The 14,759-nt window shown below is 58.6% G+C and carries 10 protein-coding genes; 3 read left to right on the forward strand and 7 right to left on the reverse strand.

All coding sequences use genetic code 11. From position 1 onward, the window contains the following. Positions 1 to 10 precede the first annotated feature (10 nt). Both IDL90_RS09120 and IDL90_RS09125 read right to left on the reverse strand, forming a co-directional pair. A complete protein-coding gene (locus tag IDL90_RS09120; RefSeq protein WP_187994998.1) occupies positions 11 to 991 on the reverse strand; it encodes an electron transfer flavoprotein subunit alpha/FixB family protein in 981 nt (326 codons plus the stop codon). 14 nt (positions 992 to 1,005) lie between these two features. Further along, complete coding sequence (locus IDL90_RS09125) at positions 1,006 to 1,797, reverse strand: electron transfer flavoprotein subunit beta/FixA family protein (protein ID WP_182142018.1); 792 nt, start codon at positions 1,795 to 1,797, stop codon at positions 1,006 to 1,008. A gap of 205 nt (positions 1,798 to 2,002) precedes the next feature. Here IDL90_RS09125 and glgX point away from each other — a divergent pair, with 205 nt between their 5' ends. After that, entirely contained in the window at positions 2,003 to 4,222 is a 2,220-nt protein-coding gene (gene glgX / locus IDL90_RS09130) for a glycogen debranching protein GlgX (RefSeq protein WP_316930310.1), read from the forward strand. 248 nt (positions 4,223 to 4,470) lie between these two features. Here glgX and IDL90_RS09135 read toward each other — a convergent pair whose 3' ends face one another. Together IDL90_RS09135 and IDL90_RS09140 are read right to left on the reverse strand one after the other, a co-directional pair. After that, on the reverse strand, positions 4,471 to 5,079 hold the full coding sequence (locus tag IDL90_RS09135) for a carbohydrate ABC transporter permease (RefSeq protein WP_187994996.1): 609 nt from the start codon (positions 5,077 to 5,079) through the stop codon (positions 4,471 to 4,473). A gap of 104 nt (positions 5,080 to 5,183) precedes the next feature. Further along, a complete protein-coding gene (locus IDL90_RS09140) occupies positions 5,184 to 6,332 on the reverse strand; it encodes an ABC transporter substrate-binding protein (RefSeq protein ID WP_187994995.1) in 1,149 nt (382 codons plus the stop codon). 57 nt (positions 6,333 to 6,389) lie between these two features. Between IDL90_RS09140 and gnpA the strand changes: the two genes are divergently transcribed. Beyond that, positions 6,390 to 8,660, forward strand: coding sequence for a 1,3-beta-galactosyl-N-acetylhexosamine phosphorylase (gnpA, locus tag IDL90_RS09145; RefSeq protein WP_187994994.1), 2,271 nt, complete (start codon positions 6,390 to 6,392; stop codon positions 8,658 to 8,660). Positions 8,661 to 8,792: 132 nt separating this feature from the next. On the opposite strand, the gene IDL90_RS09150 is transcribed toward gnpA, so the two are convergent. Together IDL90_RS09150 and IDL90_RS09155 are read right to left on the reverse strand one after the other, a co-directional pair. After that, positions 8,793 to 9,992 (reverse strand): galactokinase family protein, encoded by a 1,200-nt coding sequence (locus IDL90_RS09150; RefSeq protein ID WP_187994993.1) that lies wholly within the window; start codon positions 9,990 to 9,992, stop codon positions 8,793 to 8,795. Then, on the reverse strand, positions 9,989 to 10,810 hold the full coding sequence (locus IDL90_RS09155) for a nucleotidyltransferase family protein (RefSeq protein ID WP_187994992.1): 822 nt from the start codon (positions 10,808 to 10,810) through the stop codon (positions 9,989 to 9,991). Before IDL90_RS09155 ends, IDL90_RS09150 begins: the two co-directional genes overlap by 4 nt. 129 nt (positions 10,811 to 10,939) lie before the next feature. On the opposite strand from IDL90_RS09155, the gene trpS reads away from it, so the two are divergent. Next, positions 10,940 to 12,058 carry a tryptophan--tRNA ligase gene (gene trpS / locus IDL90_RS09160; RefSeq protein WP_187994991.1) on the forward strand — a complete coding sequence of 373 codons (1,119 nt, stop codon included), beginning with the start codon at positions 10,940 to 10,942 and terminating at the stop codon, positions 12,056 to 12,058. Here the strand turns inward: trpS and glgP are convergent. Beyond that, positions 12,052 to 14,676 carry an alpha-glucan family phosphorylase gene (gene glgP, locus IDL90_RS09165; RefSeq protein WP_187994990.1) on the reverse strand — a complete coding sequence of 875 codons (2,625 nt, stop codon included), beginning with the start codon at positions 14,674 to 14,676 and terminating at the stop codon, positions 12,052 to 12,054. The genes trpS and glgP overlap by 7 nt on opposite strands. Positions 14,677 to 14,759: the final 83 nt, after the last annotated feature.

Consider the following 14,759-nt stretch of genomic DNA (forward strand, 5'->3'; position numbering starts at 1 on the left):
GGTGGCGTCCCTAGCTTTGTGCCGAAAGGATTTCCAGAGCCTGCGGCACGACCTCGCTTACGTCCCCCACAACCGTGAAATCTGCGAGTTCAATTATGGGAGCATCCGGGTCATCAACGACCGCGACGATAATCTGTGATCCCAGCATCCCACACGTGTGATGGACCGCTCCGGAGACGCCGAGACCCACAAACAGTTTGGGAGCAACTGTCACCCCAGTCTGGCCAATCTGAGCCGCTCGCGGGACCCATCCTTCGTCACAGGCTACGCGAGTGGCTCCAACTGCCCCTCCGAGGGCATCTGCGAGATTCTCAACCAAGGTGAAATCGCCATTCGTGCCGCGCCCTCCCGCAACAACCACATCCGCATCGGTCAACGAGACACGCGATCCTTTCGGTTCGACCACGTGAGAAATAACCTCGACCTGCAGTGCGCCCGAGGAGAGTCGGGGTGCGAGCGAGACGATCTCTCCTTCGCCCGCTGGTCCCTCTTTGTCCCCAAACCCCGGCCTAACTGCCAGAACAGGGGCACCCTGCGTGGTGTGGAAGGATGTCTCCCACGCGCCACCAAGGGCCGCTTTCTGTGCAAAGAGTTCAGATCCGCTCACCCAAACACGGGTGACGTCGACGGCTCCGCCCGCTTGAAATGCGGTTGCCAGCATAGCTGTCACAGCGCGACCAAGGTAGGTGGTAACCGTCAGCACAGCACCAACATCACCCAGGTTTTCTACGGCTGAGCGCGCGGTGTCAGCGATTGCAGCTGGAACCAGGGGTGAGTAGCCGCCAGATTCGGGCACATAGATGACGTCAGCCCCGCCAAGGCGAAGCCCGTCCTCGTCAATGTCCTGCGCCACGCTGAGAGCGGCAACGGTGCCGGTTGTTAGAGTTCGGGCGAAATGGAGGACTTTCACCGACGCTAAGGACAGGGTTGGTTCGTCAATGGTCTTCTCATTCTCAACAACGACCAGTATGGGCTTGTCAATCCGTTCCATGTCGACTGTCCTCCCTACTTCTCAATCTTGTCTGCGAGGAACGCAGCCAACGCGCTGCCGCCCTCGCCGGAATCTGTGATGACCACGCCCTCTTCGCGCTGAACGGGGGTCGCCGCGACCACCTCAATCGCGCTGATGGGCAGGGACTCAAGTTCGCTAGCAGGACCCGCCCAATCCCAACCTTCCCAGATGTCAAGGGGCTTGGCCCGAGCTGCACGAAGGTCCTTGAATGACGGATAGCGGGGCTCGTTGACCTGGTCGGTCACGGAAACCACGACGGGGGTACGTGCCTTCAGCGTGTCCAGTGAGCCATCAACCCTGCGCTCGACGGTGACGGTGCTGGGAGCATCGGCAGCAATCTCAACGGAATGGGCAATGTCGAGCAGCGGCCAGTTCAAGTATGTTGCTAAAGCGGGTGCAAGCATTGAGGTCATTCCATCGAGGCTCGCCATTCCCGTAAGCACCAGGTCAACCGGCCCTTCGTCCCCGATCACTTCGATCGCCCGAGCAAGGATTCTGGCGGTTCCAACGGCATCTGCCCCCGCAAGTGAATCATCGCTAATGAGGACACCACGGTCCGCTCCCATCTGCAGGGCTCTCACCAGTGCGTCCTCGGAGTCTGCCGGTCCCATTGTTAGCGCAACTACTTCACCGCCCAGATCTTCGACAATCGAAACGGCTGCCTCAATGGCGTGTTCGTCCAGTTCATTGAGGACATCATCCTCACCGCGTACCAAACGCCCCTGCTCTATTCGCCTGTCCGAGTCAGCATCTGGGACATGTTTTACACATACAACGATTCTCATGAGAATAGTCTGCCATGCACATTTGGACGCTTGTTGGTGAGATCGGGCTCTGAAGGTCAGAAGATGGTGCAAGCTTGGGGTATGAAGAGCCATGCCTTGGAGTGGTGGCGGAGCGCAATGGACCGGGGGGAACAACGTGACAAGCCCTAATGCAACGCGGCCCAATGAAACCGTACTTCTCCCCTCGCCCACGCCCGTTCCTCGAGTGAGCCCCAACCCTGACCGGATTGGGGTTTGGGTGTGCCCTGACGGGGGTGTGGATATCTCAGTAGTTGCAGCACATGCGACCGCAGTTGACTTCTGTGTGGTGTCGGGAGAGGGAAGCGGAAGAAGAGAACAACGCTGGGCCCTTCACGGACCTGACAGAGGCCTGTGGCACGGACACCTCGATGGCATTAGCGAGGGCGCAACCTATGGGTTCCGAGCCTTCGGCCCGTGGGACCCCGATGCGGGGCTCTACTACAACCCTTCAAAATTCCTTATGGATCCGTATGCGCGCGCCATCTCAGGCACCCCTGAACTGAGCGCGGCTCTGCACGCCCACCATGTCGACCACGAAATGTACCCGACGACATATCCTCTCGCGCAGTCGAACCTCAACTCCGCCCTGTTCGCCCCCGTGTCCGTGGTGATTGGCAATGGCTTCGCTATCGCACCACGCCCTCGTATCAGCCCCGATCACACGGTCCTCTACGAGTTGCACGTTAAGGGTTTCACCAAGAATCTCCCTGGCGTACCGGAGGAACTCAGGGGCACTTATGCGGGTCTCGCCCACCCAGCAACAATCGAGTACATCAAATCCCTCGGCGTGACGACACTCGAGCTTCTCCCTGTCCACGCGAAGATGGATGAACCCTTCCTCACGGAACGTGGGCTAACAAACTACTGGGGATACTCGACGATGTCGTTCTTTGCCCCGGAACCATCGTTTGCGACCCGGTCCTCACAGTCGCAAGGGCCGCGGGCCGTTGTTGACGAGTTCCGCGGCATGGTTTCTATCCTGCATGGCGCCGGGATAGAGGTCATCCTGGATGTTGTCTACAACCACACGTGCGAGGGCGGAGACACTGGACCGACTGTATGTTGGCGCGGGCTCGACTCTCTCCTGTACTACCGCCGCGTCCTCGACCGTCCTCGCTACATGATTGATGACACCGGGTGTGGCAACACGTTGAACTTTTCGGAAGAACGCGTCGTGCAGATGACCCTGGACTCCCTGCGCTACTGGGTTGAATCGATGGGTGTTGACGGGTTCCGTTTTGATCTCGCCACAACTCTTGGTCGCCTAGACACGGGGTACACCGACTTCCATCCCTTCCTGGTTGCAGCGGCTCAAGACCCCGTCCTACGTGACGTCAAGCTGATTGCGGAGCCTTGGGATCTTGGCCTCGGCGGCTGGCAAACCGGGCATTTCCCGATACCGTTCGGGGAGTGGAACGATCGCTATCGGGACTCGATTCGCAAGTTCTGGCTGACGGACTTCCAACAGCAGTCCGCTGGACGGCAGGTGTCCGGTCCCAATGATCTGGCTACTCGCCTATCCGGATCTGCAGACATGTTCGGATGGCAACCGGGCGCGAAGCGTGGCCCGCTGGCTTCCGTCAACTTCCTGACGGCACACGACGGATTTGCCCTGGCCGACCTCACCTCCTACGACCATAAGCACAACATGGCGAACCTGGAGAATAACCAGGATGGCACTAACAACAATCACTCCTGGAACCACGGCGTTGAAGGAACGTCCGCAGCGTCTGCTATGAACCCGGATCTAACCGATCCGACCGGTGTTGTTGAGGAGCTTTCATACGCACGTGAAAGGTCACGTCGCAATTTGCTAACAACTCTGCTGGTGTCGGCAGGAACGCCGATGATCACGGCCGGGGATGAGTTCGGCCGTACGCAATATGGAAACAACAATGCATACTGTCAGGACTCCCCGATCTCCTGGGTGGACTGGGAAATGGATGAGAGCCAGGAGGACCTGCTCTCCTGGGTGCGGTACCTACTTGAGCTCCGCGCAGCACACCCCGTGCTACGACCCACGTCGTTTGCAAGCGGACAGATCCCCGAAGGCGACACGCTGCCTGACGTTTCCTGGTTCACCCGGAAAGGTTCGCCCATGAGCGCCGACGGATGGTCGGAGCCCAAGAACCGCGTCTTCCAAATGCGCCGATCAGGACGAATGCTCGACGATGTGGATGCCCTCGTCGTGATCAACGGGACTCTTAACCCGACAAAGATCACGCTGCCGGAGAGCCACGGGAACCCCTGGGTCCTGGTGGCTGACACGTCTTGGCCGACGCAACGTGAGGGCGGGATTGACTCGGCTGCCTTGGCTCTGGCCCAAGGCGAGCAGGCTGCGGTGGGTGGAAGCGACACCATGGAGCCGCAGTCGTTGGCGGTGTACTTCTCGGCAAGTCGCTAGCGCAGACCAGGGCTTTTCCCGGCCATTCAGAGTTGGTTAGGCCTCACGGAGCCAACTCGGCCCCGCCGGCCATATATCACACTGTTTTGCAAGCCGTGCTGGCTCCCTAATCCCTCCGGTGCGAACAAGCCAGCGGCGCCAGCTAGTCAACAAGTCAACAGTGCCTGCCGCATGCGGACCCTGTGGTGTGACAAGGGGCACGACCCGTTGGGTCGTGCCCCTCATTCGTGAGTCCTTGATGGATACTCCTACGCGTGCGCCACGCGCCCTCGTTCTATCCCTTGACTGAACCTGCGGCCAGGCCCGACTGCCAGACCCTTGACCAGCGGGGAGATCTCCGGAGTATATAGGTAGAGCCAGACCATCGCCGCGACAATGCCGGGGATTGCATAGGGGAGGAAGTTGCCCAGGCGGAATATTGCAACCCGCTTAATGATCAGTGCATCGATGAGCAGCGCTAGCACCAGCGCCATAATGATCATCACTGGGATCTGGAAGAGCGTATAGAGGACGACCCGTCCGATGCCATCCCAAAAGCGCTCGTTTGTGATGACGTACTTGTAGTTCTCTAGTCCGACGAAGGAATCAACGAGGTCGCCACCGCCGAAGGCCCCACCCCCAGCAGGGACCTTGCGTGTGAATGACTGCTTGATCGCGACCCCAATAGGGATCAGGAATACCAGGATAAAAGCAAGCGTAAAGGGGGCAACAAAAGCCCACTCTGCGCGTGCTTGACGACGAGAGACTGCCTTTGAACCAGCCTTCCCGCGCTTTCCACTACTTCGAGGTCCACCCAGAGGTTTATCCTTCGGGCTTAGCGCCGGGTCAGCCAGCGTAACTGTGTCTGGTGTTGACATCTCGCTCCATCGCGTCTTCTCTTACCGCTTCATACTCGTGAACGAGGGCGACCTTTCAGAGAAGGCCGCCCCCAATCACCATCATTCAGGCTACTTCGATACTTCTATTCGGCAACCGGGAGGTTTCCGTCAGTCAGCGCCTTGATTGACGCATCCTGTGCAGCAGTGTAGACATCTGCTACCGTTCCGGAACCGGATCCGGCTGCAGCCGCGGCCTCAACCATGGACGGGCCAACTGCCGAGAAGAACGGCATGTAGGCGAAGTCTGCGGAGAGGTTCGCATTTGCGGTTGCTAGCTCAGCGAAGACATCCTGGCCACCGTAGAACGCAGAAATGTTCTCCGGGGTGGTCATCTCACCCTTGGCGGCAATCACGAGGCCCTGGGAAACCAGGTCATCGATCTGGGTGTTGAACCAGTTATTGAACTCCATGGCCTGCTCAGGGTGTTCACAACCCTTCATCACTGCAACGCCTGAACCGCCATCGGGGCCGGTCAGCGCGCCAGCACCGAAGTCAGGAAGCTGTGCGACTGCCCACTTGCCGTCATTGTCGGTCCCAGCCATTGTGTCAACCAGCAGAGGAGTCTCCCAAGCAGCACCAATGGTGCCGATGAGTTCGCCATCGGTCAGCGACTTGCCAAATGCGTCACCCCAACGCTCAAGAACCGAGACGGTCTTGTCGTCGAGCATCTTCTGCCAGAAGTCAGCAACCACTGCGGAGGCGTCAGAGTTTGCGTCAACCTTCCACTCATCGTTCACGAAGTTGTACCAGGAGCCACCGGCAGCAGCGGACTGTGCAGACAGCCAGTACTGAGCCTCATCGGGCTGGAAGGTTGCGATGTACTTGCCAGCGGCGGCAGCAGTTGCAGCCGCGGTCTGGAACTCTTCGAGAGTGGTCGGAACTTCAATGCCGAGCTCTTCGAATGCAGCCTTGTTGTAGAAATAAACAAGGGGTCCGGTGTCCTGCGGGAGACCAACAATGGTCTCACCGACCTTCATCATGTTGAATGCGCCAGAGTAGTTCGACTCGTACTGGGTTGCGTACTCCGTGACGTCCTCGGTCAGACCCTTAACAAAGAGCTCCGGGACCTCTGAGTAGCCGAGCTGCGCGAGGCAAGGTCCGGCACCAGCGTTGATGTCGGTCTCAACCTTCTTGATCATTTCCTGAGCCGCACCATCGAACTTGGTGGCGGTGACATGAATGTTGGGGTTCTCGGTGTTCCAGCGGTCAACGATGTCGTTGACCTTGGTCATACCTTCACCATCGGGTAAGAACTCATCTAACAAAACCTACTCGTAGACAGGACTGTTGTGACCGACGCGAAGCAAGAGAACAGAGCCCCCGCGGGGCGCCTGACCCTACCGATTGAAACAGGCATCGACGACGAGATTCACGCTCTTATGGAGAGACTCCAGGTCGATGCTGTGCGCAACTCAGACGGCACGGAGCTCCCCGACTGGGTGAGCGATGGTTTTGCCAAGGTCTATTCGACATACTTCCCTGCTCGAGGCGACGAAGAATGGGCAGTATCTGTGCCGGAGCAGCGCGTACGCCAGTTCCTCATGTCCCGCCCGGTTACGGCGACCTCGAACGAAGCCCTGTCGATCAACGTCATGGAGGGCTACCTCAGTGCCCAGTTCACACCTGATTTGGTAGCGGATAGGGAGCACTACTGGCAGGTGATTGATCGGACGACGGGAGAAACACTACCGACAAGTGCCTGGACGGTCACTGCAGCACCACCTCTTCCCATGGAGGCGGGCGCAGACGTAGTGGGAGACTATCCCGATGATGCCGGATCGGCGATTGTCGTCATCGACTGCCCTGCGCCCTTCCACATCTACACGGTGGATTTTCTTGCAAAACAGATCTGGGACAGCACCCAGACATACAACTACATCACGAATCACTGGGCAGATGACCCCACGCGACGTAAGGACCGCACGTACGATGTCGCGTATCCCGAGACTTGGAACCACGTCAAAGGGGCCCTGGGCACCTGGCTGGATGCTCACCCCGAAGTGGATGTCGTGCGGTTCACGACCTTCTTCTATCACTTCACCTTGGCATTTGATGACCACGCCCGTGAGAAGTACGTCGACTGGTTCGGCTACTCCGCTGCCGTCTCGATCCCGGCGTTGGAAGAGTTCGCTGTAGAGCACGGCTGGCGAATGACGCCGGAAGACTTCATCGATGCCGGCCACTACAACACACCTCTTCGTGTTCCCAGTAACCAGTTCAAAGCATGGGTCGACTTCACTTCGCGCCGCGTATCTCAGAAAGCTGCCGAGCTGGTGGCAATCACGCATGATGAGGGACGCGAAGCCATCATGTTCCTTGGCGACAACTGGATCGGAACCGAACCCTATGGACCATATTTCCCCGCCATCAATCTGGACGCAGTTGTCGGGTCAGTTGGTTCGGCCGCAACTTGCAGAATGATCTCGGACATTCCCGGCGTGCGCTACACCGAGGGCCGATTCCTCCCCTACTTCTTCCCCGACGTGTTCAACCCAGAAGGTGATCCGATCGGCGAGGCCGTTGTGAGCTGGGCGCAAGCACGTCGTGCCATCGTCCGCAAACCCCTCGACCGAATTGGCTACGGAGGCTATCTCTCCCTAGCCTTACAGTTCCCAGACTTCATCGACAAGGTTGAAGAGATTGTGGCCGAGTTCCGCTCGCTTCACGATGAGAGCAATGGGGAGCTGCCAGCGAACGCAAAGCCGGTTGTGGCGGTCCTCAACTCTTGGGGCGCATTGCGAACCTGGCAAACCTACATGGTCGCGCACGCACTGTGGTACAAGCAGATCTACAGCTACGTCGGAGTTATCGAGTCTCTGGCTGGACTTCCTCTTGACGTCCGCTTTATTTCGTTCGAGGACGTCTGCTCAACGCAGGGAAGCATCCTCAATGATGTCGATGTCATCATCAACGCTGGCGCGCGAGACACTGCTTTTTCCGGTGGAAAGGAATGGAATAACCCCGAACTCCAGAGGCTGGTCCGCGAGTTTGTGTGGAACGGAGGCGGCTTCGTCGGGATTGGTGCGCCAACCGGTGTCACCCCGGAGTCTGGCCCCGCGATTATCCTGGACGATGTGCTCGGAGTTGACATGGAGATCCACTGGACTCTGTCGTCCACGCGCCACCCTGAAAGCCCAGTCCAGGGCCACTTCATCCTTGAAGACCTCCACGGCGACCTCGACACCGGGGAAGATCCCGGTGACATGATCGCGACCGGTCCAAATGTGCAGGTTTTGGCCGAGGACGAAGGCTCAGTGAAGTTGGCTGTCAACAGCTATGGGCAGGGGCGGGCCGTCTACATTGGTGGACTGCCCTACTCGGCTGCGAACTCCCGCCTACTCATGAGGGCATTGACGTGGGCGGCGAACGCTGAAGGTCAGTGGCGAGATGTTCTAGTTACCACGAATCCTGAGGTCGAGGTTGCGTGGTACCCGAACGTGAGCCGCGCATTTGTCTACAACAACTCTGCGGACGAACAATCCACCGAAGTGGTCGGAGCCAATGGATTCAAGCGCGATGTCACGCTGGATGGCTACGGGAGCGCTTGGTTGGACGCCTAGCCACTTGGAGCACCCCAAACGTATACGTGGGGGGGCGGAATGTTCGCCTGGGGTACTGCCCCAAGACGTGCATTTCTCCCCCACGTATACATTTCGCGAAAGACGAATCAGGAGCCAGTGCTGGCCCGCCCTCTACACCCTGTGTGCCGACTCCGCCGGTTCCGTCAGAAGGGTCGAAGCCCGTTCTGAGTGCTCGGGAAACTCCTCAAGGTATGCACGGAGCCAGTTCGCCGCGAAGGCCTCTGCTTCATCCGTGCGTACCAACGCCCAGACAGACCCGCCAAACCCCGCCCCAAACCCAGATGAACCAACCGCTCCTAGCTCACGGGCAAGCCTCTGCAGCGCATTGGTCTCAGCGACCTGGTTACCCAAATTGGCATCCGCGTTCTCATGCGACACCTGGGCGGCTTGGCCAAATCCCTCAACATCGCCATTTCGCAGTGCTTCAATCGCGCTGGGGATGGCCTGTTCCATCTCTACTAAGTAGGCGTTCAGTCTGGCCAACAGTAGCGGGTCTTGCTGTGCCCAGAGAAGCATCTTCTCCCGAGCGCCCTCCTCAGCGAGCACTTCAGCCAGGGTGTTTGCCGAGCCACCGCTCTTGGAGCTCCACAACTCCGCCAGCCTGCGAACCTGTAGTGAGGCATTGTTGTATGCCTGCAGTGCCGCGCCGGTCTTCTCAGCAAGCACCCCTGACACAGCAATGACAAAGGTCCATCCGTCCGGAAGTGACACCGCTCCCTCCGCAACTGTGGGGGCAAACCGGAAGATACCCAATTGTCCAGAATGACAGTTGAGCATTGCCGCGTGGTCCTGGGAACCACCAAATGTTCCAACCCCCCGCGCACCGGGAAGCGCTTTGAATCCGAGGCCGTTTTCAATGGTTGCAAGGTACGCCGCCATGTCGACCCTGTCCAGAATGTTCTCACTCCATGAAGGGTTGTTCCACAGGTCGTTGTGGTCAGCAAGAGCCAGAGCGACAGAAACCACCAGTGCGGAAGAAGAGCTCATTCCCGAGGCTAAGGGCAGGGTTGAATCAACCTCAATGACCACCGGCTTCAATGCCCCGAAGTTGAGGGTCAATCGATCGATCGTTGCCTGCACGTAGTTGCCCCAGTGCCCTGCAGGCAGCTCGGAGGGTTCCCCCGCCACCAACTGAACGTCACCCTCGGCAGCCGTTGATCTTGCGGTGACTGTGCCGGGGAGGGCTCCGTCAGGGCCATCCGTCGCCGATGCTGTTACACCCTGCTGTGAAGCAATCAGCAGTGACCGTCCACCCGCGTAGTCAGTGTGCTTGCCGAAGACTTCGACGCGTCCGGGCACGAACCAGCTCACAGAACTACTTCCAGTTCATTGAGCGCGTCTGCAACGGAAGCAATGTCGTCACGGTTCGACATGTCGAGGACGCCCTCTGCCAGTGGAACCACGGTGAAGGGATCCCCGTCAGCAATTGCCTGCCTGACGGCATCCTGCAACTCATACTCTCCCCTGGTGGAGAGTGGCACCTGCTTCGCAGCCGCAAAGATCGCGGGTGTAAAACGCCACAGGTTCATCGAAACCACGGCCTCGTCCCCCAGCCGAGCAATGGTCTGCGCGTCAGGCTTCTCAACGATTTCTTCCATATTGCCATCAGCGTCCGCAACCACGAAGGCGAAGGCACCCACCCGGTCCGCGGCAATGTTTGATTTCTCAATCAACGCCTCGGGATCAAACCCGATCAAACCGGAGCCATCAAGTTCGTGGAGCGCGCGGTATGCATCAACGGGGTAGTAGTTGTCGGAGTTGAGCACGACCACAGCGTCCTCGCCCGCAAACTCCTCAGCAGCCAGCACCGCATTGGCCGTACCAAGGGGCTCCTCTTGGATCGCATACGAGATCTTCACGCGAGACTTGGGAATGGAATCGTAGTAGTCACGAATGATGTCGTGTTCGGGGCCGATGACAAGACAAATGTCGTCATATCCCGCGTCTGCAAGGCCGCTGATCACGTAGTCGAGGAAAGGCCGTCCAAAGGAAATCATTGCCTTGACTCCCTGGTCTGCTGCGGCAGACTGCTCTTTCGTCAAGGATGCTTCATCCGACTCGCGGCGCATACGCGACCCTAGTCCACGGGCAAGGATAACGGCCTTGTTTGGCTTGGAACTATCGCTCATTCTGACTCCGTATGCAGTAGCAACTGTTGTTCATTCGCGCCATTGACGCCTGTTTAGTCTAGCGAGGGTTCGCCCTCCTTGAGGGCTTCGCAGCTTTGAGTATGCGCGAGCCAAGATAGAATCGTGGCCATGTCAAATACACAGGAGCAAGAAATCGCTATCCCGGAGGGCGACAGTCAGGTCAGCACCGCCTCTGTTCGCAAAGCAGTTGAGCGTTCTAAGGAGATTGAGCGGGAAATCGACCTCGACCCAAGGCGATTTCGCGTTCTTACAGGTGACCGACCCACGGGAAAACTGCACCTTGGCCACTACTTCGGGACACTGAAGGGGCGCGTTGAGCTGCAAAATCGCGGCGTCGAGACGTGGATCCTGATTGCCGACTACCAGGTGATTACGGACCGTGACGGCGTCGGACCAATCCGGGAACGCGTCCTCGGCTTGATGGCAGACTACCTGGCTGCTGGAATCGACCCCGAGAAATCGACGATCTTCGCACACTCTGCGGTTCCGGCCCTCAACCAACTGATGATTCCATTTCTCTCCCTGGTAACAGAGTCGGAACTGCACCGGAACCCCACCGTCAAAGCGGAGCTTCAGGCCACCGGAGGGCGAGCGATGTCAGGGTTGCTCCTCACCTATCCCGTCCACCAGGCGGCTGACATCCTCTTCTGCAAAGCGAACCTGGTCCCAGTTGGGCAGGATCAGTTGCCCCACATCGAACTAACCCGCCAGATCGCAAGCCGCTTTGATCGTCGCTATGGCCGCGACAGTGCCGGCAACCCGGTTTTCCGCCGCCCCGATGCACTTCTCTCGAAGGCTCCAGCCATTCTTGGAACCGACGGCACGAAGATGAGCAAGTCACGTGGGAACACCATTGAGCTGGGGATGAGCGCCGATGAGACCGCCAAGATCCTCAAGAAGGCAAAGACTGACTCAAATCGGGTAATCACGTACGACCCCATTGCACGACCCGAGGTTTCAAACCTCCTTTTGCTGGCATCCATGGCTTCTGATGAAGAACCCGAAGCAATCGCCCAGCGAATCGGTGACGGTGGAGGCGGCGTACTGAAGGCTACGGTCACGGAAGCAATCAATGACCACCTTGCCCCGCTACGCGCACGGCGTGCGGAGCTGGAAGCTGATCCGGGCTATCTCCTGTCCGTTCTCGAAGCAGGAATCACGCAGGCAAATGAAACAGCCAACGCGACCCTGCTTCAGGCACGTGAAGCCATGGGGATGGTCTACTGACCGAAGCTCGTGGTGGTGTGCGCCGCGACCACGGTGGATTCGGCGTTTGCAACCAATCCAAGCTCTGCATCCGAGGCCGTAAGTTTGCTGTGAGGAACAACCCTCACGGCAAACCCAACCGCACCTGAAACTGCCAGCTTCTCGGTGGCGGCAAACCTGTAGGCATCGTTCTCACCGCCATTGACTGGGGTGAGCTCAATAATCTGGCCACTCACTATAGAATCGTCACCCCCTACCCTGCCAAGAACCATTTGCACCTGAACGTCGCTTGGGGAGAGCCCGCCAAGAGCAACCCGCGTAGCGACCTCGACGTTGTCACCCAACTGCACCACGTCGGGGAGTTTGGCCTCCACATACTCCACGTGCACTTTGGGCCAAGCGGCCCGAACCCTCTTCTTCCATGCAGCCAGCTCACGTGCGTTCTTATACGGTGAAACATCCAGCATCCGCGAGGCGGCAGCAATAGGCGTGTAAAGCTGCTGCACGTAGTCCTGCACCATCCGCGTCGCCTGGACCTTCGGCCCCAAAGTCGCCAGTGTATGGCGAATCATTTCAACCCAGCGGCGCGGTGTTCCCTGGTCGTCTCTCTCATAGAATCTGGGGGCAATCGTGTTTTCTATGAGGTCGTAGAGGGCGGCTGCTTCGATCTGGTCACGACGCGCGGGGTCATCCACTCCATCCGCGGTTGGTATCGCCCACCCATTGGACCCGTCGTACATCTCATCCCACCAACCATCGAGAATCGACAGGTTCAGCGCTCCATTGAGAGCACACTTCATCCCTGATGTGCCGGACGCCTCGAGCGGTCGCAACGGGTTGTTGAGCCAGACATCGCAGCCTGGGACAAGTACGTGAGCCAAACCCATGTCGTAGTTGGGGAGGAACGCAATCCGGTCACGCACTCTTGGGTCGTCCGAAAACTGCACCAGACGTTGGATCAGAGAGACACCCTGTTCATCATCAGGGTGCGACTTTCCAGCAATAACCAGCTGTATGGGCCTGTCCGGATCTGTCAGCAGACGAACAAGCCTCTCAGGGTCCGACAGCATCAACGTCAGGCGCTTGTATGTTGGCACTCGGCGCGCAAACCCGATTGTCAGAACATCAGGATCTAGGATCGTGTCAGCCCACCCGATCTCAGCCGGTGATGCTCCACGCTCCAGCCAGGACTCCTTCATTCGTTCGCGCGCAGCTTCCACGAGGTTGACCCGCAACTCACGACGCTTCTCCCAGATGACTCCGGATGGCACGCCTCCCTGCTCACGTGTTCGTAGCCAGAACTCTCCGTCTGCGTCTTGCGACGGTGTCATGTACTCCAGAGCCATCGATTGGAACCGAGGATCGCGCCAGGTTGGGCCGTGCACCCCGTTTGTTATGGAAGTGATCGGCACGTCGGCCACATCGAAACCTGGCCACAGCTGCTGGAACATTCCACGGGAGACCTGGCCATGGAGTTGCGCCACGCCATTGGCCATGCGGGCCATGCGGAGACCGAGAACAGCCATGTTGAAAACGTGTGGGTTTCCGCCCTCGTACGACTCCTTACCCAACGTCAGAACATCTTCCACCTCTACTCCAGGCAGCGGCATCGCTGCTAGGTACGGGCGCACAACATTCTTATCAAATCGATCGATACCTGCTGGGACAGGGGTGTGCGTCGTGAACAGCGTGCCAGAGCGGACCGCTTCAACTGCGGACTCAAAGTCCATAGTTGAGTCCGTCTCCAGGATCTCCCGCAGCCGCTCCACCGAGAGGAACCCGGCGTGCCCTTCATTGCAGTGATACACCTGGGGGCGCGCAGAACCCGTTATCCGTTCGAATGCTCGCAGCGCCCTGATCCCACCCATACCGAGGAGCAGCTCTTGTTCAAGGCGATGCTCCGCTGACCCCCCGTAGAGACGATCGGTTACTTGACGTGAGATCTCATCATTCTTGGGAATGTTGGAATCCAGGAGGAGTAGTGGTACGCGGCCCACATCGGCGATCCACACCTGAGCATTGAGAACTCGTCCTCCAGGAAGAGGCAGTGACACCAGCGTCGGCGTCCCATCTGCTTCCCTAAGCAGTGTCAGTGGGAGATTGTTGGGGTCAAGTAGAGGGTAGGTTTCCCTCTGCCATCCGTCCCTTGTCAGAGACTGCCTGAAATATCCGGCACCGTAGAGCAATCCCACACCGATGATTGGTACACCCAGGTCCGAGGCCGATTTGAGGTGGTCACCTGCGAGGATACCCAGGCCGCCCGAGTACTGGGGCATAACCTCCGTGAGCCCGAACTCCGCGGAAAAGTACGCTATCGCCTCCGGCTTGTCCTCATTATCGAATGCCTCTTGGTACCACTTGGCTGCGGTCATGTACTCGCGCAGCTCCTCGTCGAGCTGCTGTGCTTCCAAGACCACGCCGGCATCTGCCGCCAACTGTTGGAAACGCTCCGGCGTGATCTCCCCGAGGAGTGCCACCGGATCGTGGTTCACTCTCTCCCATGCATCAGGCGCCAGAGAGGCGAAAAACTCAACGGTCGGATAGTGCCAGCACCATCGCAGGTTCCGTGCCAGGCCGTCAAGGATACTCAGTTCCGGCGGAAGAACCGTGCGGACTGTAAATCTACGTATAGCTTTCACAGGGCAAGCTTATGTCACACAACACACTTTCTTGCCCGCCTGTGAAAGATTCTTCGGGCGCAACGGATCTCAAGGCCATAACG

The sequence above is a fragment of the Schaalia sp. JY-X159 genome, assembly GCF_014525425.1.
In the GTDB taxonomy this organism is placed as follows: Bacteria; Actinomycetota; Actinomycetes; order Actinomycetales; family Actinomycetaceae; genus Scrofimicrobium.